Genomic DNA, 22,074 nt, shown 5'->3' with positions numbered 1-22,074 from the left:
TGGCGCAGAGCTTGCTCCTGTCGGAGTGGTTGGGCAACAGGTCGATTTTTCACTGCTCAATGTGTACAAGCTGATAGGGAAATCCCGTCGCGGGCTGCGCAAAATGCGCTGCTCCGCAGCGGTTGTCGCACGAATTCTGCGCAACCTGCCGCTACGGGCTCTCGCCGGACGAGTCACCGGATGGGTCGCCGGATGTACCGCCGGACGGCTCGGTAGACGTCCCGGCAGGTGGGAGGTGGTGCAGGAACCAGTCCCCGGCCAGCTCGGCGACCCGGTCGAGCGTTCCCGGCTCCTCGAACAGGTGGCTCGCGTGCGGCACCACCACCAGCTCACTCTCGCAGCGCAGCCGGGCCCGGGCCTGCCGGTTGAGGTCGATCACGACGGTGTCCAGCGCGCCGACCAGCAGCAGCGTCGGGGCACTCACCCGGCCCAGCACCTCCGGTCCGGCGAGGTCCGGGCGCCCGCCCCGGGAGACCACGGCGCGCACCGCAGGGCCCAGCTCGCCGGCGGTGTGCAAAGCGGCGGCGGCACCGGTGCTGGCGCCGAACAGGCCGAGCGGCAGGCCCCGGGTCGCCGTGAGCCCGCCGAGCTGCCCGGCGACGGCGGTCAGCCGCGAACCCAGCAGGCCGACGTCGAACACCTTGCGCCGGTCCGGCTCCTCGGCTTCGGTCAGCAGGTCGAACAGCAGCGTGCCCAGCCCGGCGCGGTTCAGGTGGCGGGCGACGTACCGGTTGCGCGGGCTGTGCCGCCCGCTGCCGCTGCCGTGCGCGAAGACCACGACGCCGCGCGCCCCGCCCGGGACGGTCAGCCGGCCCGCGAGCCGGACCCCGTCGGCGGGCAGCACCAGCTCGCGGTCGACCCGGGCGGGCTCCGGGGGCTGTTCGCCCCAGGCCTGGGCCAGCAGCGCCAGCACCTCCTCGTCGTCGGTCTGCGAGAAGTCGGCGTAGAACTCGCCGATCGCGAAGAACGGGGACGGCGTGTCGACGCAGACCAGCTCGTCGGCGACCTCGGTCAGGCGGTCCGTCCAGTCCGGGGGCGCCACCGGGACGGCCAGCACCACCCGGGCCGCGCCGCGCGCCCGGACGATCCGGCAGGCGGCCTTGGCGGTGGAGCCGGTGGCGATGCCGTCGTCCACCACGATCACGGTGCGCCCGCGCAGGTCGGCGGCCGGACGGTCGCCCCGGTAGGCGTGGGCCCGGCGCTCCAACTCGGCGCGCTCGCTGCGCTCCACCGCCGCCAGCTGGTCGTCGGTGACCCCGGCGATCCGGATGACCTGCTCGTTCAGCACCCGCACGCCGTCCTCGCCGATCGCCCCCATGCCCAGCTCGGGCTGGTACGGCACGCCGAGCTTGCGGATCACGCAGATGTCCAGCGGCGCGGCGAGCGCCGCCGCCACCTCGGCGGCCACCGGCACCCCGCCGCGCGGCAGTGCGACCACCACGGTGTCGGGAGCGCCCAGGTGGCCGAGGCGGGCGGCCAGGCGCCGGCCCGCGTCGGTGCGGTCGGTGAAGTGGGTTCCGGTGACGTGCATGACACGGCCTCCGAGTTCCACCGTACGCCGATCCCCGTTCGACGGTCCCGGGCGTGTCACAGCTGGGCCGGGAGCGGCGGGTGCGCGGACCCGGGACGGGTGCGGGTGAGGTGCGGCGTACGGGTGCGACGTGCGGCGTGCGGGTGTGCGTGCCGGTCCGGGACGGGCGTGGGCCCTGGCCCTGGACGGGGTGGGACGGCCTGGGACCGGGGCGCGCGGCGGGCGGTGCGGTGCTCGGCGGCGAGGTGGCCGGGCGGATCACCGCCCTGCCGGCCGGGGCGAAGCCGCGCGAGGCGGGGCAGCTCTTCCCTGAGCGCACCGCGCGAGGCCGAAGTGCTCGATCTGGTCGCACGCGGCCACGACGACCGGCGGATCACCCGGGAGCCGGTGGTCGCGGAGAAGACCGTACGCAACCACGTCACCCACGTCTTCGAGGAGCTGTACGTCGCCACGCGCGGAGGCGGTCGCCCGGGCCCGCGACATGGGGCTCGGCGACGGCTGGGCCCGCCGAAGGTGATCCGGGGGTGCCGGTCCGCCGACCGGCACCCCCGGGGTCTTACCTGGTGTTCCCCGCCTTACGGCAAGCCTTATGGCTGCATCTCGTAGGCATCCGAGAGCGCCTCGACCCGCGCCCACACCTTCGCCGTGCGCTCCGCGTCCGCGACCGGGCGGCGCAGGTTCGCCAGTGCCCAGGCGGCCTGCTCCTCGGTGGTGGAGGACTTGCCGTGCAGCTCGGTGGCGTGCGCGGAGAAGTCGCGGACCAGCGCGTCGAAGATCTGGTCCAGAACATCGGCCGGCAGGTCGGTCAACTCGGCCTGCTCCAGCACCAGCTGACCGTAGACGATCAGGGCGAACAGCTGGCCGATCTCCAGCAGGAAGTCCAGGTCGGCCTGCTGCTCCTTGCCCGGCGCGTGCTTGAGCAGCAACTCGCAGAAGCCGTCGGCCTGCTCGCGGAAGCGGGCGACGTTCGGAAGCTCCGCGTGGCGGTCGTAGGCGGTGCGCCAGTCGTGGAAGCGGATCGCGCCGAGGCCGCGGGCCGGGCCCTGGCGGAACAGGAAGGTGTCGTCGGCGGAGTCCAGGCGGGTCGGCACCGGGGCGTAGTCGGCGGGCGCGAACAGGTAGTTGCCCATGAACTTGAGGATCAGCGCCAGGTTGACGTGGACGGTGCCCTCCAGCTTCGGCAGGCCGCGGATGTCCTTGGCGGCCTTGTCGAAGTAGGTGTCCGCCTCGAAGCCCTTGGCCGCGATGACGTCCCACATCAGGTCGATGACCTTCTCGCCCTCGGTGGTGACCTTCATCTTGGTCATCGGGTTGAACAGCAGGTAGCGGCGGTCCTCGGGGGAGGCGGTGCGGAAGTAGTCCACGGCCCGGGCGCTGAACAGCTTCATCGCCACCAGCCGGGCGTAGGCGTCGGTCAACTCCCGTCGCACGTGCGGGAAGTCGGTGACCTTCCGGCCGTACAGCACCCGGTTGTGGGCGTGCGTGACGGCCTCGTACATCGCGTGCTCGCAGATGCCGACCGAGGCGGTGCAGAGGTTGAACTTGCCGACGTTGACGGTGTTCAGCGCGGCGTCGAAGGCGGCCTGGCCGGTGTGCAGCACGTCCTCGGCGCGGACCGGGTAGTCCTCCAGCCGGAACTCGCTGACGTACATCTGGGCGTTCACCACGTTCTTGACCAGGTGGTACGCCTCGTGGCGGCTGTCGACGGCGAAGAAGACGTAGCCCTCCGGGCCCTCGACGTCCGAGCGGCGGCCGAAGACCGAGACCAGGCCGGCCACGTTGCCGTTGCCGATGTAGTACTTGGGGCCGGTCGCGGTGAAGCCGCCCTCGCCGTCCGGGGTGAGGATCATGTCGGTGGAGTAGATGTCGGCGCCGTGGGTGCGCTCGGACAGGCCGAAGGCCATCACATGGCCCTCGGCGAGGAGCCTGGCGGCGCGGGCCCGGACGGCCTCGTTCTCGCTCTGCCAGACCGGGCCGAGGCCCAGGATGGTGACCTGCCAGGTGTACCAGTAGCCGAGGCCGTAGAAGCCGAGGATCTCGTTCAGCTCGGCGATTCGCGCGGTGTCCCAGCGCTTGTCGGGATCGGCCGCGGAGGGGGTCAGGAACTCCGCGAACAGGCCTTCCCGGGCGGCGAATTCGAGGAAGTCGGCGTACCAGGTGCGGTCGATGTAGGTGTCGATGAGCGCCTTCTTGCCGCGGGACTCGAACCAGTCGACGGTCGCGCGCAGCAGGCGGCGGGTCGGCTCGTCGAACTGCGCGGGGTCGTAGGTGCGCGGGTTGAAGAGCATCAGGGGCTCCCGGGGGTCGAGGGTATGAGGGCTCGGCGAACAGGCGTCAGGCGACGGTGTTCGGATGGCGACTTTCGGCGAACGGAGCTCAGCGAACAGAGTTCAGCGAACAGATTTCAGATGACAGATTTCAGACTCTGTCATCCAGATCCTGCCCCCGCCCCTCGTCCGCGAGCCGGCGCAGTGTGGTGAGCACGTCGTCCAGCCAGGCGAGGGTCATCCGCTCGTACTCGATGCCGCCGCGCAGCACCACGTGCTGGAGATCCTGCCGGGCGTCGAGCGCGGAGAGGTCGGGGAAGTCCCGCTGCTCGCCGTGCAGGTAGCGGGCGAGCAGGGCGGCGTGGCTCTCCCGGTGCCGCTCGACCTCGGAGATCAGCGCCCCCGGGTCGTCGAAGGCGGCGGCGCGGATCTTGACCGCCAGCTCGTGCCGCACGGTCTCCGGCTCGACCGGCTCGCGCAGCCAGCCGGCCAGCGCGACCCGTCCGGGCTCGGCGGCCGAGTAGACCTTCTTGTCCGGGCGGCCGTCCTGCGCGACTTCCTCCGCCGCGATCCAGCCGTCCGCCTCCATCCGCCGCAGCACCCGGTAGATCTGCTGGTGGGTGGCGGTCCAGAAGCGCCCGATGGAGCGGTCGAAGCGTCGGGCCAGCTCGTAGCCGGAGCCGGGCTGCTCCAGCAGCGAGACGAGGATCGCGTGCTCCAGTGCCATGCCCGCATCCTCCTATGCAACGAGTTGCATAGGCAATGGGCCCTCGGAGTGTTGAGACGCAGGTCACCGGCGTGATCAGATGGTTATCGATCATTCCGGACCATCGGGTGCAAAACCATGGATAAGCGCCAGAATAGGTACGGGGCAAGCCCCTTCCATGGTCCGAGCCACAGGAGGTGGTATCGGTGGCAACCCATATGCCGACGGGCATGGAGCACCACCCGGACATCGTTGAACTCCGGGAACACTACGAGCGGGTCACCTCGACCCCCCGCGCCCAGGGTGTGGAAGCCCTGGCAGTACTGGCCGGCCTCTTCCTGGCGGCATCGCCGTGGATCGTCGGTTTCACCGCGTTCAGCACCCTGACCGTGACCTGCCTGATCGTGGGTCTGGCGTACACGGTGCTGATGGCCGGCTACGGATCGGCCTATGAGCGGACACACGCGCGGGCCTGGGCGGCCGCCGCGCTCGGTGTCTGGACGATCCTCTCCCCCTGGGTCATCTCGGGGTCCGTCGCGCGCGGCAAGAACATCACCACCTGCGTCATCGTCGGCGCCGTGATGTTCCTGCTCGGTCTCGCGGCGATCTCGATGGCCACGATCACGGCGAACGGAGCAGCGATGCGGCTCGGCCGGGCCGGCCGTGCCAAGGGCTGATCCTCCCCACAGCCCGTGTCCGGGGCGCGGAGGGCGCGAGCCCGCCGCGCGCCGGCGCACGTCCGGCCGGGGTGGGGCGGCTACGGGTGCGTCATCCGCAGCACGTCGAGGGCCCGGTCCAACTGTTCCTCGGTGAGCTTGCCCTGCTCGACGTAGCCGCGCTCCAGCACCACCTGACGGATCGTCTTCCGCTCGGCCAGTGCCTGCTTGGCGACCTTCGCCGCCTCCTCGTACCCGATGTACCGGTTCAGCGGCGTCACCACCGAGGGCGAGGACTCCGCGTACTCGCGGGCCCGCTCGACGTTGGCGGTGATGCCGTCCACCGTCCGGTCCGCCAGCAGCCGGGCGCTGTTGGCCAGCAGCCGCACCGACTCCAGCGCGTTGCGGGCGATCACCGGGAGCATCACGTTCAGCTCGAAGTTGCCGCTCGCGCCGGCCAGCGTCACCGTCGCGTCGTTGCCCACCACCTGGGCGGCGACCATCAGCACCACCTCGGGCAGTACCGGGTTCACCTTGCCGGGCATGATGGACGAACCGGGCTGCAGGTCCGGCAGGTTGATCTCGCCGAGGCCGGTGCGCGGACCGGAGCCCATCCACCGCAGGTCGTTCGCGATCTTCGTGAACCCGACCGCCACCGTGCGCAGTTGGCCGCTCAGCTCGACCAGCGCGTCCCGGGCGCCCTGCGCCTCGAAGTGGTCCCGGGCCTCGGTCAGCGGCAGGTCGGTGGCGCGGGCCACCTCCTCGATGACCGCCGCCGGGAAGCCGGGCGGAGTGTTGATGCCGGTGCCCACCGCCGTTCCACCGAGCGGCAGTTCGGCGACCCGGGGGAGCGTCGCCAGCAGCCGCTCCCGCCCGTGCCGCACCTGCGCCGCGTAGCCGCCGAACTCCTGGCCGAGGGTGACGGGCGTGGCGTCCATCAGGTGCGTGCGGCCCGACTTGACCACCTGGGCGAACTCGGCGGCCTTGCGCTCCAGCGCCTCCGCCAGGTGCTCCAGTGCCGGGATCAGGTCGTGGGTGACGGCGGTGGTCGCCGCGATGTGGATCGAGGACGGGAACACGTCGTTGGACGACTGGCTCGCGTTCACCTGGTCGTTCGGGTGCACCGGCCGCCCGAGCCGCTCGCCGGCCAGGGTGGCGATCACCTCGTTGGCGTTCATGTTGGACGAGGTGCCCGAACCGGTCTGGAAGACGTCCACCGGGAACTGGTCGTTCCAGAGGCCCTCCGCGACCTCCTCGGCCGCCGCCGCGATCGCCCCGGCCGTCTCCTCGTCCAGGACCCCGAGGCGGGCGTTGACCCGGGCCGCGGCCGCCTTGATCCGGGCCAGCGCGGCGATGTGCGCGCGCTCCAGCCGCTGGCCGGACACCGGGAAGTTCTCCACCGCCCGCTGGGTCTGCGCCTGCCACTTCGCGGCGGCCGGCACCCGCACCTCGCCCATCGAGTCGTGCTCGATCCGGTACTCCTGCGGCTTCTCCCGCTCGTCACCCATCGCGCGCTGCACCTCCTGTACGGGCCCGCTCGGCCCGGTCACGGGTCTGCCGATCGGCGGGTCCATCGATCCGCCGATCCACTGATTCACCGATCCACTGATTCACCGATCACGACAGCCCCGCGCGGGCCCCGGGTATTTCCACCCGGGGCCGAACGGTCCACCGGCGGCGTCGTCACCGCCGGGTCAGCTCGGCGCGGGCCAGGTCGCCCGTCGCGGTGCCGGCCCGGGCGACCACCTCACCGTCCGGCGCCCAGACGCCGGAACCGCCCGAACTGTCCGGGAACACGCCGGTGAGGCCCGCGGAGGTGGACAGCACGACCCAGACCCCGTGCGCGGTGGAGCGGGCCCGGCAGTGGCCGTCCCGTCGCTCGGCCTGTGCGGCGCCCGGACCGTACAGGGTGGAGGCGACGTAGGCGTCGATACCGAGGGCGGCGGTCTCCTCGGCGTGCGTCGGATCGGCGGCGTCGGCACAGACCGCGAGGCCGAGCCGCAGGCCGTCCAGCTCCAGCACGACGGGCTTCTCGCCCGGGGTGAAGCGGTCGGGCTCGCCTTCGCCGTGCAGCCGCATCTTCCGGTAGACCACGGCGGCACCCTCGCCGGTGACCGCCAGGGTGGCGATGGACTCGCGCCCGTCGGCCTCCCTGACCGGCGCGCCGACCAGCGCGAGGGCGCCGGTGGCGGCGCAGGCCTCGACCAGCGGGGCGAGCCGCGGGTCCGCCGGGTCGACGGCGGGGGCGGCCAGGTCGTAACCGGTCAGCGACAGCTCGGGGAACACCACCAGGCGGGTCCCGGCCGCCCGGACCGCCTCGGCGTGCCGCTCGACGTTGACGGACACGGTGTCCGGGCGCCCGGGCTCCGCGCAGACGGGCTGGGCGACGGTGACGGTCAGCGGCGCGGACGAGGGCATGGCGGGGCCTCCGGTCGGGCGGGGTCGGTGATCGAGACGGGGTCGGTGATCAAGAGCAACCTATGTGCCCGCCGAGGAGCCGGGCAACAGCCGGCGAGCCGGGACGGCCGCGGTGGACGCCCACCCGGCCCGGGCCCCACCACGGCGGCACGACCGGCACCGATGCCGCCACCCGCTACGAGACGATCGCCGAGGAACTCGCACCCCACGGCGCCCGGCGCTCCCAGATGTTCGGCATGCCCTGCCTGAAGGACCCCACCGGCAAGGCCTCCGCCGGGCTGACCGGGGACGAACCGGTCTGCCGACCGGGTCGGGACTCGGCCGAGCACACGGAGGCCCTCGCGCCGGCCGGGGCGCACCTGTTCGACCCGGCGGGCGGGCGGCCCAGGAAGGACCGGGTCCGCGTGCCCGACGCGGCGGGTGACCGGTGGCAGCGCTACGCGGAGGCGGCCCTCGCGGCGCCGCGTTGAGCACCGTCAAGGGTGAGGGTCGCAGCTGTTCGAGCCGTGATCACTCGAAGGAGTGAGAATCTGGCCGGTTCGCTTCAAACGGCCGCAAGGCGCTTCGTACGCTCCTGACCGGGGTCGGGCGGACACCGGCCCGCCCCGGACCGCCGCAGTTCGGCCCGGGGACACCAGCGCAGGGGGAGCGGACCCGGATGACCACAGGACACGGAGTGAACGGCGGAGCGGGTGGACGAGCGGGCGGCGAGGGGAACGACCCGGGCCGCAACCGGGGGAGCGGCCTGAGCAGGCGCCGGCTGCTCGGCGCGTCGGCGGCACTCGGCGGTGCGGCCTGGCTGCTGCGCGGCACCGTCGGCCCGGACAGCGCCGAGGCCGCCACACCCGTACCGCCCGGCCTGCCCGCCGGCACCGAGCTCTACCAGCGGGTCTTCCAGAACTGGTCCGGCGAGATCCGCACCGACCAGCTGTGGACCTGTGCGCCGCGCACCCCCGAGGAGGTCCCCGCGCTCGCCGACTGGGCGCACGCCAACGGCTGGCGGCTGCGCGCCACCGGCTACCGGCACACCTGGGCGCCGCTCACCGTCGCCAATGGGACCCCGGACAGCGCCCGCGTGCTGCTCCTGGACACCGGCCGCCACCTCACCGCCCTCACCGCCGACTCGCCCACCACCGTCCGGGCGCAGACCGGCGCGAGCATGGAGGCGCTGCTCGCCCACCTGGCCGACCGGGGCCTCGGCCTGACGGCCTGCCCGGCCCCGGGCGACCTCACCGTCGGCGGCGTGCTCGCCATCGGAGGCCACGGCACGGCCGCCCCCGCCGCAGGCGAACTGCGGCCGGACGGGCACGGCTACGGCTCGGTCAGCAACCAGGTGGTCCGGCTCACCGCCGTCGTCCTCGACCCGGCCACCGGCCGCTACACCCTGCGCACCTTCGACCGCGCCGAGGCCGACAGCGCCGCCTTCCTGGTGCACCTGGGCCGCGCCTTCCTCACCGAGGTCGTGCTGCGGGCCGGAGCCGACCGGCCGCTGCGCTGCGTCAGCCGACTCGACATTCCGGCCACCGAGTTGTTCGCCCGCCCGGGCAGCGACAGCGGCGGCGGACTGCTCGGGGGAGTGCTCGGCGGACTGCTGGGTGGCGGCGGCCCGCGCACCCTGGCCGACTTCGTCGAGCGCGACGGCCGGGTCGAGGCGATCTGGTTCGCCTACACCGACTACCCGTGGCTCAAGACCTGGACCGTCACCCCGGCCAAGCCGCTCGCCTCCCGGGCCGTCGAACAGCCCTACAACTACCCCTTCTCGGACAGTATTCCGGAACCTGTCGCCCGGCTGGCCGGCCAAATCATCGGCGGAGCCTGGGGATCGGCCCCGCTGTTCGGCCAACTCCAGTACCTCATCGCCAAGGTGGCGCTCACCGGTGACCTCACAGACGTCCTGCTGTCCGGCGGACTGCTGCGCGACCTGCTCACCGGCGACCTGATCACCCACCTGCTCGCCGGCGGCCTGCGCTCCGACCTCTGGGGCCTCTCACGCACTCTGTTGCAGTACGTCCGGCCCACCACGCTGCGGGTCACCGCCAACGGCTACGCGATCCTGACCAAGCGCGCCGATCTGCAGTGGGTGGTCAGCGAATTCGCCGCCTACTACCGGCAGTTGCTCGGCGAGTACCAGGCCCGGGGCGAGTTCCCGGTGAACGGCGCGGTGGAGATCCGGGTCACCGGCCTGGACGACCCTTCGTTCTCCGGCGTCCCCGGAGCCCGTCCGCCGCTGCTGTCCGCGCTAAGGCCCCGGGCCGACCGGCCGGAGTGGGACACCGCGGTCTGGCTCGACGTGCTCGCCCTCCCCGGCACCCCCGGCCTGGAGCGCTTCGCCCGGGACCTGGAGCAGTGGCTGCTGCGCACCTTCGACGGCACCCGGGCGGGAACGCGCGTCGAGTGGTCCAAGGGCTGGGCCTACACCGCCGACGCGGCCTGGGCCGACCCGGACCTGCTCGGCCGGGTCATCCCCGACAGCCTGCGCGTCGGGGGCGGGCCGGGCTGGGACGAGGCGGTCGCCGTACTGGACCGGCACGACCCGCACCGGGTGTTCGGAAACCCCTTCCTGGACGGGCTGTTGAAGTAGCCGGCCGCTGCCCCCCCCGGGGAGGGTCAGATGTGCTCCATCACGATCACCGCGAGGGTGTCCGGGGCCAGGGCGCGGAACAGGTGCGGGGCGTCGCCCGGGTAGCTGATGTAGTCGCCCGGGCCCAGCTCGACCGGCGCCTCGGCCGGGCCGACCAGGGCCCGGCCCGAGCCGATCATCACGTGCTCGACGGTGCCGGGCATGTGCGGGTCGGAGGCCCTGGTCTCGCCCGGCTGGGCCTCGATCCGGTAGATGTCGCGCCGGGCGTTCGGCGGGCAGGAGGACAGCACGGTGGCCGCGTAGTTGGCCTGCTCGGAGTGGGTCACCGGGCCCTCCCCGGCCCGCAGCACCTTGACGGTCGGGCGCGGCGGGTCGACCAGGCGGCTGAACGGCACGTTCAGCGCGACCCCGAGCGCCCAGAGCGTCTCCACGCTCGGGTTGCCCGCGCCCGACTCCAGCTGCGAGAGCGTCGACTTGGCGATGCCCGCGCGCCGGGCCAGCTCGGTCATCGACAGACCGCTGCGCTCGCGCTCACGCCGGATGGAGGCGGCGATCTGGCCGATCAGCTCCGTGCCGGAGCCGTTGGCGCCCGTGGGCTGGGAGGTCTGGTCACTCATGCTCGCCACTCACGCTTTCTCCGGGCTCCTCTGTCGTTTCTCGGGCGGGTTCTCGGGCCGGCTCTCGGGTCGGCCTGCGGGCCGGTTCCCGAGTGGTCGGCCGCCGGTGCTTGGTGCTTGGTGCTTGGTGCCTGGTGTCGTTCATGCTGCCACGGTCGTCCGCGCTGATGTGCGTTCGCTCTGTCGGTCTTCCTGTTCGCCTTGACGAACCGCGCTTCGCGGGTTCACTCTGATGGACATGCGTTCGCTACTCCGAACACTGGAACACGCCACTCTTCGCGACATCGCCCTGGTCTGCCTTGCCGACGCCCTGGTCGGCGCCTCCTTCGGCGCGATCAGCGTGTCCGGCGGCCTGCCCCTCTGGGTGCCGATCGCCCTCTCCGTCCTCGTCTTCGCGGGCGGCTCGCAATTCGCGGCCGTCGGCGTGGTGCTGTCCGGCGGCGGCGCGCTCGCGGCCGTCGCCACCGGGCTGGTGCTCAACGCTCGGCTGCTGCCGTTCGGGTTCGCGGTGGCCGATGTGCTCCAAGGGCCCTGGTGGCAGCGGCTGTTGGGTGCCCAGCTGCTCACCGATGAGAGCGCCGCGTTCGCGATCCAGCAGCGTGACCCGCGCCAGCGCCGGGCGGCGTTCTGGATCTGCGGGATCGCGCTGTTCGTGGTGTGGAACGCCGCGGTGGTGCTCGGGGCGCTCGCGGGCGGGCTGATCGGGAACACGGACGCGGTGGGCCTGGACGCGGCCTTCCCGGCGGTGCTGCTGGCGCTCGTCCTGCCCTCGCTCGCGGACCGCCGGACCCGTACGGCGGCACTGGTCGGCGCGGTCGCGGCGGTCGCGGTGACGCCGTTCGTCCCGGCCGGGCTGCCGGTGCTGCTGGCACTGGTCGGGCTGCTGTTCGCCGGGCGGCCCGAGGCGGGGGAGTCGGCCGGGTCTGCTGAGAGTCCCGAGTCTGCCGAGCCTGCCGAGTTCGCCGCGGTCGACGTGGTGGCCGTGAAGGAGGGAGTCCGATGATGCCGCTGTATGCCGTCCTGCTGTTGGCGGTCGGGACGTACGCCTATCGGGTCGCCGGGCCGCTGCTGGGGCGCCGGCTCGCGCTCTCGGAGCGGCTGCGGCACCTGCTGGCCGTCGCGGCGGCGGTGCTGCTGGTCGCGCTGGTGGCGACCGGTGCGCTGACCCAGGGGCACGGCTTCGCGGGGTGGGCGCGCCCGGTGGGCGTGCTGGTCGCGGGGGTGCTCGCCTGGCGTCGTGCGCCGTTCCCGGCGGTGGTCGTCGCGGGCGCGGCGGCCACGGCGCTGCTGCGGCTGTGCGGGGTGGGGTGACGGCGGGCGACCCGGGGGGCGGCGGACGTTCGACGGGCAGGCTTCAGCTGACAGATTTCAGCGAACAGCTGACAGATTTCGAAATCTGTCAGCTGTTCGCTGAAATCCGCCCCCTCCCGCTCACTCCTCCGCGGTGCGCTCCGCCTGCACCTCCGGCCGCTTGCTGTCCCACAGCAGCTCCCACACTTTGAACACGCAGTGGTAGTCCCGCATGCTCCCCCGCGAGATCAGCAGGTAGGTGTCCCCGTCCCGGAGCAGCGTCTGCTGCCGGCTGTTGAACGGGTGCTGCGGGGTGAAGGTCGGGACGATCCGCCGCAGTTCCTCGACGGCCTCCTCGCGGGTGCCGACGACCTCGCCGAGCACCTTGCTGCCCCAGGTTCGGTCGCTGCCGACACCCACCGTCTCCTCGACGACCAGCGCCCAACGCGTCATGTTCCGCCTCCCCTTCCGTTCCGGTTGTTCCGTCACCGCACCAGCGACTTGAAGAAGATGGTGGTCGGGTGCAGGGTGCCCTTCGGGTCGGCCGCGTAGTCCGGCACCGAGCCGACCCGGGTCCAGCCCGTCGCCTCGTACAGTCGCTCGGCAGGACTGCCCGTCTCGGTGTCCAGCACCAGCAGCCGAAGGCCCCACCGCGCCGCCCGCTCCTCCAGCGCCGCCAGCAGGCGCCCGGCCAGACGGTGCCCGCGGTCCGCCGGGTGCACCATCAGTTTGGCCACCTCGCCCCGGCGTCGGCCGTTCGCCGTCGTAGCCGGCCGTAGCTGCACCGTCCCGGCGAGCCGCCCGGCCGCCTCCGCCCGAGCCGTCCACACCACCAGCCGTCCGGCCGCGACGTCCGGGATGAGGGCCCGCCACCACGCCGAGGACTCACCCGGCTCCAGCGAGGCGAGGAACCCGACCGAGGCGCCGCCGTTGACAGTCTCCACCAGCAGCCCGGCGAGCTCCTCCGCCGAGCGGTCCAGTTCCTCCGCCGTCACCTCGTCGACCACGTACGCCGTGCTGGACATGTCGCCTTCCTCACTCGCTCCCGTCCACCCGAGGCCGGGCGGGTTGCGGAATACTCCCCGGTATTCCGCCGAGAGTACAAGGAGCTTCAATGACGAAGCCGACCCGGATCGACCCGTCCGACCTGCTCGCCGTCGGCGACCTCCTCTCCGACGAGGAGCGGCTGATCCGCGACACCGTCCGCAAGTACACCGAGGAGCGGATCCGCCCGCACATCGGCGACTGGTTCGAGCACGGTGTCTTCCCGGCCCGTGAACTCGCCCCCGAACTCGGCGCCCTCGGCGTGCTCGGCATGCACCTCGACGGCTACGGCTGCGCGGGCGCCGACGCCGTGGCCTACGGGGTCGCCTGCATGGAGCTGGAGGCCGCGGACTCCGGGCTGCGCAGCTTCGTCTCCGTCCAGGGTTCGCTGGCGATGCGCTCGATCCACGCCTTCGGCTCCGAGGAGCAGAAGCAGCGCTGGCTGCCCGGGATGGCGGCCGGTGAGCTGATCGGGTGCTTCGGCCTCACCGAGCCGGACTTCGGTTCCGATCCGGCCAACATGCGCACCCGGGCGGTCCGGAAGGGCGGCAAGGACGGCGACTGGGTGCTGTCCGGCAGCAAGATGTGGATCACCAACGGCAGCATCGCGGACGTGGCCGTGGTCTGGGCGCAGACCGAGGAGGGTGTGCGCGGCTTCCTGGTCGAGCGCGGCACCCGCGGCCTGACCGCCACCGACGTGCACGGCAAGCTCTCGCTGCGAGCCTCGGTCACCAGCGAGCTCGCCTTCGACGAGGTGGTGCTGCCCGCCGACGCCGTGCTGCCCGGCGTCACCGGCCTGCGTGGACCGCTCTCCTCCCTCAACGAGGCCCGCTACGGCATCCTCTGGGGCACCGTCGGCGCCGCCCGCGACTGCTACACGGCCGCCCTGGACTACGCCAAGAGCCGGATCCAGTTCGACCGCCCGATCGCCGCCTTCCAGCTCACCCAGCAGAAGCTGGTCGAGATGATGCTGGAGGTCGAGAAGGCCTACCTGGTGGCGCTGCGGATCGGCCGGCTCAAGGAGGGGGGCGCGGCCCGCGCGCCGCACATCAGCTTCGGCAAGCTGAACAACGTCCGCACCGCGCTGGGGATCGCCCGCAGCGCCCGGACCGTCCTCGGTGCCAACGGCATCACCACCGAGTACCCGGTGCTGCGGCACGCCAACAACCTGGAGTCGGTGCTCACCTACGAGGGCACCAGCGAGATCCACACCCTGGTCCTCGGCGAGGCCATCACCGGCGAGCCCGCCTACCGCTGACGGCCAGTCCACACCGGTCGACCAGCGGAAATCCGGTGGCCGGGCCCGTTGCGGCCCGGCTACCGTTCCCGCCATGAACGGCCAGAGCACCCGGATGCCCCCGACCACCACCCTCTGGCGCCCCACCGGGCCGCAGGAGCTGGCGTTGGTCGAGGCCGCCGACCGGCGTGCCTGGCCGCCCCGGCTGCCCGAGCAGCCGATCTTCTACCCCGTCCTCAACGAGGACTACGCGATCCGGATCGCCCGCGACTGGAACGTGCCCGCCTCCGGCGTCGGCTACGTCACCCGCTTCGAGGTCGAGACCGACTTCCTCACCCGCTACCCCGTGCAGCGGGCCGGCGGTCGGACCATCCTCGAACTCTGGGTGCCAGCTGATGAGTTGGCCGAGTTCAATCGACACATCGTCGGCCGCATCGAGGTCGTCCACGAGTTCCGGCCCCAGCCGTGACGCCGCGCACGGGCCAGGCGGACATGGGTCAGGCTGGCACGGGCGAGGCGGGTACGGGCACGGCCGCGGCGGAGCGGGTCCTGCTCACCTCCGCCCAGACCACCAGCACCACCACCCTGCTCGCCGAGGCCGCCGCCCGGCGCGGCCTGACCACCGCCGTCCTGGAAGGCCCGGGGACGCTCGAGCGGCTCGCCGGGCGGCCCGTCCACTGGTACGGCGGGCCGCTCGCCGCCGCCCGGATCGCCGCGCCGCTCGGCCTGGCCCTGCTCGAACCCGGGGACGACTGGCTCGCCCGGCTCCCCGAGGAGTTCACCCGTCGGCGGATCGAACTCACCACCCTCGCCGAGGCCTGGACCCTGCGCCACCCGGCCTTCGTCAAGCCGCCCGCCGACAAGTCGATCCCGCCCGCCGTCTACCCGGACGGCTCCCGGCTGCCGCGCACCGGCGAGCGGATCGGCCCCGACATGCCCGTCCTGGTCAGCGAGCCGGTGACCTTCGCCGCCGAGTACCGGCTTTTCGTCCGCGACGGCGAGGTGCTCACCGGCAGCCGCTACGCCCGCTTCGGCCGACTCGACCCGGCGCCGCTGACCGACGGGGCCGCCGCCTTCGCCCGCCGCCTGCTCGACGCCGTCGGCGACACCCTGCCCAGCGCCGTCGCCCTGGACGTCGGCCCGATCGCCGACCCGTACGACCCGGCCGAGCACTGGGCCGTGGTCGAGGCCAACCTGCCCTGGTTCGCGCACTGTTACGCCGCCGACCCGGAGCGGGTCCTCGACGTGGTGCTGCGCGCCGCCGGACCGGCCGCCGAACTCGCCGAGGCCGACCGCCGGTTCGTCCGCGCGCTGACCGACATCTGACGGACAGCTGACCGACAGCCGGTCGACGGCTGACCGGCGGCTTCCCGACACCTCGCGGACACCTGTCGTTCGACGTGGCGACGCCGAGCGGTACGGCGGGCGGTGGAGCATGGCGCGGTCGGCGGTGCCCTCGACGGGCGCGGCCGGGTGTGTACGACCGAAAGGAAGCCCCAGCATGTCCGCAGCTCAGTGGCCCCGCCCCCGGGTGCTCGTCGTCGGGATCGACGGAGTACGCCACGACTACCTGGCCGAGGTGCCGATGCCACGCCTCCAGGAGGTCGCCGAGGCCGGGTTCCTGGTGCCGGTCACCGTCGCGGACAGCACGCCCACGATGTCCGGCCCCTGCTGGGCCACCATCGTGACCGGCGTCGAGCCCGCCAAGCACGGCGTCTGGGGAAACCACCTGGGTGGCAACCGGCTCGACGTCTTCCCCGACTTCGCCACCCGCCTCAACCGCGGCGACCGCCGCCGCACCTTCGTCGCGGCCGGCTGGGACCCACTGATGATCAACGGGTCCGGCGGCCCGCTGTTCCGCGCCCCCGGCCGGCTCTCCTACATAGCCCCGGCCGAGGACACCCCCGAGGCCTGGGAGACCGTCGACGAGGAGGTCACCCGGGAGGCCGTCCACGTCCTCTCCACCGCCGACCCCGAGGCCTCCTTCGTCTACCTCGGCGCCGTCGACGAGACCGCCCACTTCCTCGGCTGCGGCGAGGAGTACCGCGCCTCGATGCGCACCGCGGACGAGCGGCTCGGCCGTCTGCTCGACGCCGTCCGCGGCCGGGCGACCTACGCGCAGGAGCAGTGGACCGTCATCGTCGTCACCGACCACGGGCACGTCGACGCCGGCGGCCACGGCGGGCGCACGGTCGAGGAGCGGACCGCCTGGGTCGCCTGCGCCGGGCACGACATCCCGGCCGGCCCGCCCACCGGTGAGATCCGCCACCCCGACGTCGCCGCCCAGGTGTACGCCTCCCTGCTGCGCCCCATCGATCCGCACTGGACCCTCGACGGGCGCCCCTTCCCGGTCGCCCGACCGGTGCCGGCGACGGTCTGACCCACCTCTGCCCCGGCACTGTTCGGCGGACCCGTTCGAGGCGGTCCGTGCCCCGGGTGCAGCAGGCGGGGCTGCGGCGCTCCCGCGCCTCAGCCAGGCTCGATCGGGGCCCGAACGGCACGTACTCGGGGATCGGGCCGCCGGACATACGCCTGAAGGTGGAGACGGTACCCCGTGGGTTGGATGCGAGATCGCGACCTCGTGGTGACGATCCGAAGGGTCGGCCCGGGCCACGATAGGTACAGCCGGACGGCGGACCATTCCGTCGGACGCTCCGGACGCTCCGGACCGTCCGGACCGGCTGGAAACGGTCACATCGGCAACCGGCACATCGGCACCGGACACGGAGAGGGCAGTCGGGCATGAAGGGCATCGTGAGCAAGGTCGCGCTGGGAGTCGCGGGCACCGGCATGGCCGTCGCCGTGGCCGCCGTGGCAATCGGCCCGCGGGTGTCCGAGTGGTGGGACGGGCGCCACCAGGAGCAGGCCTCGTACGAGAGCGGGTCCCAGGCCAAGGCCGACCGCCGATCGATGCCCACCTGGCTGCCCGACAACGCCTCCTCGGTGAAGTACCTGATGTCCACCACGGGTGACGACCGCCTGCTGCGCGCCACCCTCCCCGAGGGCCGGCTGCCCTCCGGCTGTACCGCCGGGCTGCCGGGCAAGGGCCCGCACCCGGTGCCGGCCTCGCTCAAGGCCGGCTGGTTCCCGGAGCGCATCGCGACCAAGGCGAGCGGCAGCTGCGGGCACTACAATGTGACACTCACCGGCAACCAGCTCTACGCGTGGCAGGACGGCGCGGCGGTGCAGGCGGCCCGTCGGGCCGAGCACGTCGCCAAGCACTGAGGGTGCTGACCGGGAGCTGATCCCGGATCAGCCGTCCTGACCAGGGAGTGGAACGGCCCGCCTGGCACCGGAAGGTGGCCGGCGGGCCGTCGTCGCGCGCATGCCGTGAGCCGTGCGGCGTGCTGTGATCGGCCAGTGGGCGGATCCGCCCGGACGCACCCCTGCTGTCTTTTCCCCTGCCGGGCTGCGATAGGACGGATCGCGAGCGAACCCACGTCACCGCGTCCGTTAGGAGAGCCATGCCCGGCCCGACCGTCGGCCCCGCCGACGACACGTCGACCGCTTCCGCACCCGCAGCAGACACCACGTCCGGCATCGGCCGGCCCGGTGCCGACCGGGCGGTGATCGCGGTCCTCGGCGGTCTCACCGCGCTCGGCCCGCTCACCACCGACCTCTACCTGCCCGGTCTGCCCGCGATCGCCGAGGACCTGACGGCCGAACCGGCGGCCGTTCAGCTCACCCTCACCTTCTCGATGTTCGGGGTCGCGGCCGGGCAGCTGCTCTTCGGACCGCTCAGCGACCGTTTCGGGCGCCGCCCGCCGCTGCTCGTCGGCCTGCTCGTCTACACCGTGTCCAGGGTGGTGTGCGTGCTCGCGCCCAACCTGTCGGTGCTGATCGCCGCCCGCTTCGTCCAGGGCGCGGCCGGGTCGGCGGGGCTGGTCATCGGGCGAGCCGTCGCCAGGGACCGCTTCCAGGGCGTCGCGATGCTGCGCTTCCTCGCCTCGATCGCGCTGATATCCGGGCTGGCGCCGATCCTCGCCCCGATCATCGGCGCCCAGCTGATGCGGTTCACCTCCTGGCGCGGCACCTTCGGCGCGCTGACCGCGCTCGGACTGCTGCTCACCCTGGCCGCGTTCGGCGCGCTGCGCGAGACGCTGCCGACACAGGCCCGGGACGGCGGCGGGGTGGGCACGGCGCTGCGCACCATCGGGCGGCTGCTGCGCCATCGTCCCTTCCTGGGACTTGCGTTGACCAGCTCGCTGTCCTTCGGTGCGCTGTTCGGCTACATCAGCGGGTCGTCGACGGTGCTGCAGCACGTGTACCAGGTCTCGCCGCAGACCTACAGCCTGCTGTTCGGGCTGAACTCGCTCTCGATCGTGGTGATGACCCAGCTGAACGGGCGGGTGCTGGCCCCGCGCTTCACGGCGCGGGCGCTGATGCTGGGCGGGCTCGTGACGGCGATCGCGGCCGGGGTGGCGCTGGTGCTGCTGACGACCGTGTGGGACTTCGGGCTGGCTGGGTTCTGCCCACCGCTGTTCGTGCTGATGGGAAGCCTCGGGGTGGTCCTGCCGAACACGGCGGCGCAGGCGTTGGGCATGGTCGAGCCGCAGGTGGCGGGGACGGCCTCGGCGCTGCTGGGCGCCGGCAGCTTCCTGTGCGGGGCGCTGGTCGCGCCGCTGAGCAGCCTCGGCGGACGGCCGTCGGCGGTGTTGCTGGCGGTGGTGGTGCTGGGGTGCGGGGTGCTGGCGACGGTGGCGTACGTGACGATGTGCCGACCAGGGTGGTTTCGGGCCGCGGCGAGCTGACCTCGGCGGGCGGGGGAGAGCCAGCGGCGGGTGACAACTGATGGCAGGTGGCAACCGACGGCGAACAGATGACGGCTGACAGATGTTGAAATCTGTCAGCCGTCATCTGTTACAAGTCGGCCGTCGGCCGTCAGTCATCAGCCGCTAGGCGATCGCGAAGTCGTCCCCGTAGACATTGCCCTGCCCGTACCAGCCGTGCAGGTACACCGTCACGGTGCCCGAGGAACTGGTCGTGAACGGCACGGACAGCTTGGTCCAGCCCGAGGAGTCGGTCCAGGTGCTGGCGGTGGCACCGCCGCTGACCCCGACGTAGGCGTAGTCGCCCTGCACCCACCCGCTCAGCGTGTAGCCGGTGTTGGGCTGCAGCGTCACGGTCTGCGAGCACTCGCCGGTCTGGCTCGCGCCGGGCGCGGCCCGCAGCGCGTAGGAGCCGGAGTGGACCGGGGTGGAGACCACGCCGCCGCCGCTCTGGCAGGTCCACGGGGCCAGGCTTCCGCTCTCCAGGTCGCCGTTGACCAGGCCGGTCGACGGCGCTGTGCCGGTGACGGTCAGCGAGTAGGTCGCGGTGTGGGTGCCGGAGGCCGCGCTGCCCGTGATCGTCAGCGGGTAACTCCCGGGCGCCACCGCGGAGGTGGTGGCGATGTCGAGCGTCGCGCTGCCGCCTGCGGTGACGCTGCCGGGGGTGACGGTGGCGGTGACGCCCGCCGGGGCGCCGCTCACCGACAGGCTGACGCTCTGCGCCGAACCCGCCGTCACCGCCGTCGCGACGGCCGCCGAGGTGGACGAACCGGCGGTGACCGTGGCCGAGTCGGGGTTCACCGCCACCGAGAAGTCGTTGGTCACCGTTGAGCCGCCGGTGAACGGCGCGAAGACGTGGGAGAAGTCCCAGGTGTTCTGGCTGATGCCGGAGCAGGAGTCGTCCCCGCCCTTGCCCGGGCAGCCGCCGTTGTCGCGCTGGAGCGCCCAGAAGGACAGCGTGTTGATGCCCTTCGACACCGCCCAGTTGTAGACGGTGGTGGCGTTCGCCACCGTGAAGGTCTCGGCCGCTCCGTAGTCGTCGATGCCGACCATCTCGGTGATCCCGATCGAACCCCACAGCTGCGCCGGCGTCTTGGACGGGTAGAGCTTGGCCAGCTGGTTGTACAGGCCCTGCGCGGAGGTCTGGGTGTCGGCCGCCATGTCGTGGGTGGCGCCGTCGTAGTAGTCGAAGGTCATCATGTTGACGACGTCGATCCGAGCGTTGTTGCCGACCGCGTTCTTCAGCACCGCGAGACCGCTGGCGGCCAGTCCGCCGGTGGTGGTCGGCAGGGTGTAGGAGAACTGGACGGCGCGCCCGTTGGCGGCGGCCCAGTCCTGCACGGTCTTGATGGCCTTGTTGCGGCGGTCGATCCCGGCCGTGTTGGTGAGCGAGTTGTCCTCGATGTCGAGGTCGATCCGGCTGATGTCGTAGGTGGTGATCAGGTTCTCGTAGGCGGCCGCGATCTGGTTGACGTCGGTGCAGCTGTCGGCCAGCTCGGTGCCGGTGTTGTCGGCGGTGTAGCCGCCGAAGGAGGGGATCACGTCCCCGCCGTCGGCCCGAATGGTGGCGATGTCGGCGCCGAAGGTCGAGGAGGAGACCGGCTTGGAGGTGTCGCCGTTCCAGTACGGGGTGCAGGAGCCCTTGGTGGCGGCCTGCAGGAAGGCCATCGTCAGGTACTTGGCGCCGGACTGCGCGGCCAGGGTGGCGGGACTCTGGCCCGTCCAGGACTCGAAGTAGGGGGCGAACACCCGGCTGGGCAGAGGGTTCGCGGCCTGGGCGGGGCCCGTTCCGGCGGCGACCGGACCGGCCGCGGCGGCCAGTGTGGCGCAGGCCGTCAGTGCGGCCTGGACGGTTCTGTGAAGACGCATGGATTCTCCAACAGGCATGGTGGGGCAAGACGTTGGGGAGGTTCGAGCGGGCCGGGGCATCGGCGGCCGTGTGGGGTCGGCCGCGCGGGCCCCGGTCCGGGGTGTTCGAGACGGACACAAGGGCGTGCGGAACCCGTCGACTCGCGTGGAGGCGGGCGACGGTGCGAACGTGCGCACGCCGTACGGAGCGGGGGCGGAGCGGAACAGGGCAGGGCGGTGCCTCAGCCGCCGGTGGTCACACCCCCACAGTGCATCCCGGTCGGATCGACATGCTTATGTTTGGACTAGACCACTGGCCTGTCAAGGGACCTGACTGTTCGTCAGTATGTGGCCTCGGCTGCCGAAGGAGGGGGATCGGCGGCCGGGCGCGGCGGAGTCGGGTGGTCAGGCCGCGCGGCGCAGGTCGCCCAGCGTCTCCTCGACCAGCCGCAGGGCGGTGGTCTCCTGGTAGTAGCGCGGAGGCTGGAGCTTGATGACGGCCTGCGTCAACCATTCGTCGTCACCCAGGAGTTCCGTGCGGCGCTCGCAGGCGGCGTGCAGCAGTATGAAGCGGAGCAGCAGGATGTGACGGGCGGGGTACCAGGCGCGGTGGTGGGTGAATCGCGCGGTCCAGTCCTCCTCCGGATCGCGCAGCGCGGAGCCCAACGCGGCGCCCGTCCAGGGGCTGTACGGCCGGAGCGACAGGAAGCCGGCGGACCTCGTGGCGAAGACGGGGTCGCAGGCCACCTGGAGGCTGATGCCCCGGAAGCGGTCCCAGGTGACCAGCTTCGGTTCGCGGTCGACGACGCGGTGCTCCATGCCCTCGGGGAGGAGGGCCAGATGGGCCTAGCGGGTGTGGTCGCCGATCACCCAGTGCTCGTCCGTGCGCACCAGTGGGCCGAGCTGCAGCGGGCGGGTGGCGTCGGCGGGGGCGGGCGAGGCGGTCCGGTCGGCGTTCACGGTGGCTCCTCGGGCAGGGTTCGGCACCTTGCCGACCAGTCTTCCCGGCTCACCTTTCACCGACCCTACACGACTCCCGCCTTTTCCCGTACGGGAGTTAGGGTCCGCGGATGCCGATGGCCGCGCACCCGGCGGGCGGGGCGCGGCCAC

At 72.5% G+C, this 22,074-nt stretch carries 22 protein-coding genes; 12 read left to right on the top strand and 10 right to left on the bottom strand.

Annotation, left to right across the window (positions count from 1 at the left end; translation table 11 throughout):
- Positions 1 to 151: 151 nt before the first annotated feature.
- A complete protein-coding gene (locus ABZW30_RS09555; RefSeq protein WP_355670468.1) occupies positions 152 to 1,531 on the bottom strand; it encodes a phosphoribosyltransferase family protein in 1,380 nt (459 codons plus the stop codon).
- Between ABZW30_RS09555 and ABZW30_RS09550 the strand changes: the two genes are divergently transcribed.
- Positions 1,460 to 2,137: a helix-turn-helix transcriptional regulator gene (locus ABZW30_RS09550; protein WP_355670467.1), complete on the top strand. Its 678-nt coding sequence runs from the start codon at positions 1,460 to 1,462 to the stop codon at positions 2,135 to 2,137. The two genes, ABZW30_RS09555 and ABZW30_RS09550, sit on opposite strands and share 72 nt — an antisense overlap.
- Here the strand turns inward: ABZW30_RS09550 and ABZW30_RS09545 are convergent.
- Positions 2,119 to 3,819 (bottom strand): acyl-CoA dehydrogenase family protein, encoded by a 1,701-nt coding sequence (locus tag ABZW30_RS09545; RefSeq protein ID WP_355670466.1) that lies wholly within the window; start codon positions 3,817 to 3,819, stop codon positions 2,119 to 2,121. The genes ABZW30_RS09550 and ABZW30_RS09545 overlap by 19 nt on opposite strands.
- 130 nt (positions 3,820 to 3,949) lie before the next feature.
- Positions 3,950 to 4,525, bottom strand: a complete 576-nt coding sequence (locus ABZW30_RS09540; RefSeq protein ID WP_355670465.1) for a PadR family transcriptional regulator — start codon at positions 4,523 to 4,525, stop codon at positions 3,950 to 3,952.
- A gap of 209 nt (positions 4,526 to 4,734) precedes the next feature.
- Here ABZW30_RS09540 and ABZW30_RS09535 point away from each other — a divergent pair, with 209 nt between their 5' ends.
- A complete protein-coding gene (locus tag ABZW30_RS09535; protein ID WP_355670464.1) occupies positions 4,735 to 5,181 on the top strand; it encodes an SPW repeat protein in 447 nt (148 codons plus the stop codon).
- Between the two features lie 80 nt (positions 5,182 to 5,261).
- Here the strand turns inward: ABZW30_RS09535 and ABZW30_RS09530 are convergent, their stop codons facing one another.
- Entirely contained in the window at positions 5,262 to 6,668 is a 1,407-nt protein-coding gene (locus ABZW30_RS09530) for a class II fumarate hydratase (protein ID WP_355670463.1), read from the bottom strand.
- Positions 6,669 to 6,843: 175 nt separating this feature from the next.
- Positions 6,844 to 7,578: a carbon-nitrogen hydrolase family protein gene (locus ABZW30_RS09525; protein WP_355670462.1), complete on the bottom strand. Its 735-nt coding sequence runs from the start codon at positions 7,576 to 7,578 to the stop codon at positions 6,844 to 6,846.
- A 62-nt stretch (positions 7,579 to 7,640) separates the two neighbouring features.
- Between ABZW30_RS09525 and ABZW30_RS09520 the strand changes: the two genes are divergently transcribed.
- Both ABZW30_RS09520 and ABZW30_RS09515 read left to right on the top strand, forming a co-directional pair.
- Positions 7,641 to 8,048 carry a hypothetical protein gene (locus tag ABZW30_RS09520; RefSeq protein ID WP_355670461.1) on the top strand — a complete coding sequence of 136 codons (408 nt, stop codon included), beginning with the start codon at positions 7,641 to 7,643 and terminating at the stop codon, positions 8,046 to 8,048.
- 188 nt (positions 8,049 to 8,236) lie between these two features.
- Entirely contained in the window at positions 8,237 to 10,159 is a 1,923-nt protein-coding gene (locus ABZW30_RS09515; protein WP_355670460.1) for a cholesterol oxidase substrate-binding domain-containing protein, read from the top strand.
- A gap of 26 nt (positions 10,160 to 10,185) precedes the next feature.
- Here ABZW30_RS09515 and ABZW30_RS09510 read toward each other — a convergent pair whose 3' ends face one another.
- Positions 10,186 to 10,776, bottom strand: a complete 591-nt coding sequence (locus ABZW30_RS09510) for an XRE family transcriptional regulator (RefSeq protein ID WP_355670459.1) — start codon at positions 10,774 to 10,776, stop codon at positions 10,186 to 10,188.
- Positions 10,777 to 11,014: 238 nt separating this feature from the next.
- Here ABZW30_RS09510 and ABZW30_RS09505 point away from each other — a divergent pair, with 238 nt between their 5' ends.
- On the top strand, positions 11,015 to 11,779 hold the full coding sequence (locus tag ABZW30_RS09505; RefSeq protein ID WP_355670458.1) for an AzlC family ABC transporter permease: 765 nt from the start codon (positions 11,015 to 11,017) through the stop codon (positions 11,777 to 11,779).
- Positions 11,776 to 12,087 (top strand): AzlD domain-containing protein, encoded by a 312-nt coding sequence (locus tag ABZW30_RS09500; RefSeq protein ID WP_355670457.1) that lies wholly within the window; start codon positions 11,776 to 11,778, stop codon positions 12,085 to 12,087. Before ABZW30_RS09505 ends, ABZW30_RS09500 begins: the two co-directional genes overlap by 4 nt.
- A gap of 120 nt (positions 12,088 to 12,207) precedes the next feature.
- On the opposite strand, the gene ABZW30_RS09495 is transcribed toward ABZW30_RS09500, so the two are convergent.
- Together ABZW30_RS09495 and ABZW30_RS09490 are read right to left on the bottom strand one after the other, a co-directional pair.
- Complete coding sequence (locus ABZW30_RS09495; protein WP_355670456.1) at positions 12,208 to 12,519, bottom strand: hypothetical protein; 312 nt, start codon at positions 12,517 to 12,519, stop codon at positions 12,208 to 12,210.
- A gap of 32 nt (positions 12,520 to 12,551) precedes the next feature.
- Positions 12,552 to 13,091: a GNAT family N-acetyltransferase gene (locus ABZW30_RS09490; RefSeq protein WP_355670455.1), complete on the bottom strand. Its 540-nt coding sequence runs from the start codon at positions 13,089 to 13,091 to the stop codon at positions 12,552 to 12,554.
- An 89-nt stretch (positions 13,092 to 13,180) separates the two neighbouring features.
- Between ABZW30_RS09490 and ABZW30_RS09485 the strand changes: the two genes are divergently transcribed.
- The 6 genes from ABZW30_RS09485 (at position 13,181) to ABZW30_RS09460 (ending at position 19,098) form a co-directional block, all read left to right on the top strand.
- Positions 13,181 to 14,368, top strand: coding sequence for an acyl-CoA dehydrogenase family protein (locus ABZW30_RS09485; protein WP_355670454.1), 1,188 nt, complete (start codon positions 13,181 to 13,183; stop codon positions 14,366 to 14,368).
- Between the two features lie 73 nt (positions 14,369 to 14,441).
- Positions 14,442 to 14,816 carry a hypothetical protein gene (locus ABZW30_RS09480; RefSeq protein WP_355670453.1) on the top strand — a complete coding sequence of 125 codons (375 nt, stop codon included), beginning with the start codon at positions 14,442 to 14,444 and terminating at the stop codon, positions 14,814 to 14,816.
- Complete coding sequence (locus tag ABZW30_RS09475; protein ID WP_355670452.1) at positions 14,813 to 15,673, top strand: ATP-grasp domain-containing protein; 861 nt, start codon at positions 14,813 to 14,815, stop codon at positions 15,671 to 15,673. The genes ABZW30_RS09480 and ABZW30_RS09475 overlap by 4 nt, the downstream gene beginning before the upstream one ends.
- Before the next feature lie 175 nt (positions 15,674 to 15,848).
- The gene (locus ABZW30_RS09470) at positions 15,849 to 16,727 is read left to right on the top strand and encodes an alkaline phosphatase family protein (protein WP_355670451.1); all 879 of its coding nucleotides are present in this window, start codon (positions 15,849 to 15,851) and stop codon (positions 16,725 to 16,727) included.
- 362 nt (positions 16,728 to 17,089) lie between these two features.
- Positions 17,090 to 17,572: a hypothetical protein gene (locus ABZW30_RS09465; RefSeq protein WP_355670450.1), complete on the top strand. Its 483-nt coding sequence runs from the start codon at positions 17,090 to 17,092 to the stop codon at positions 17,570 to 17,572.
- A 239-nt stretch (positions 17,573 to 17,811) separates the two neighbouring features.
- Complete coding sequence (locus ABZW30_RS09460; RefSeq protein ID WP_355670449.1) at positions 17,812 to 19,098, top strand: multidrug effflux MFS transporter; 1,287 nt, start codon at positions 17,812 to 17,814, stop codon at positions 19,096 to 19,098.
- A gap of 144 nt (positions 19,099 to 19,242) precedes the next feature.
- Here the strand turns inward: ABZW30_RS09460 and ABZW30_RS09455 are convergent, their stop codons facing one another.
- Both ABZW30_RS09455 and ABZW30_RS09450 read right to left on the bottom strand, forming a co-directional pair.
- The gene (locus ABZW30_RS09455) at positions 19,243 to 20,985 is read right to left on the bottom strand and encodes a carbohydrate binding domain-containing protein (RefSeq protein WP_355670448.1); all 1,743 of its coding nucleotides are present in this window, start codon (positions 20,983 to 20,985) and stop codon (positions 19,243 to 19,245) included.
- A 384-nt stretch (positions 20,986 to 21,369) separates the two neighbouring features.
- The gene (locus tag ABZW30_RS09450) at positions 21,370 to 21,783 is read right to left on the bottom strand and encodes a hypothetical protein (protein ID WP_355670447.1); all 414 of its coding nucleotides are present in this window, start codon (positions 21,781 to 21,783) and stop codon (positions 21,370 to 21,372) included.
- Positions 21,784 to 22,074 lie beyond the last annotated feature (291 nt).

This window comes from Kitasatospora sp. NPDC004669 (genome assembly GCF_040609455.1).
In the GTDB taxonomy this organism is placed as follows: Bacteria; Actinomycetota; Actinomycetes; order Streptomycetales; family Streptomycetaceae; genus Kitasatospora.
This window is presented reverse-complemented; position numbering and strand designations above follow the sequence as displayed.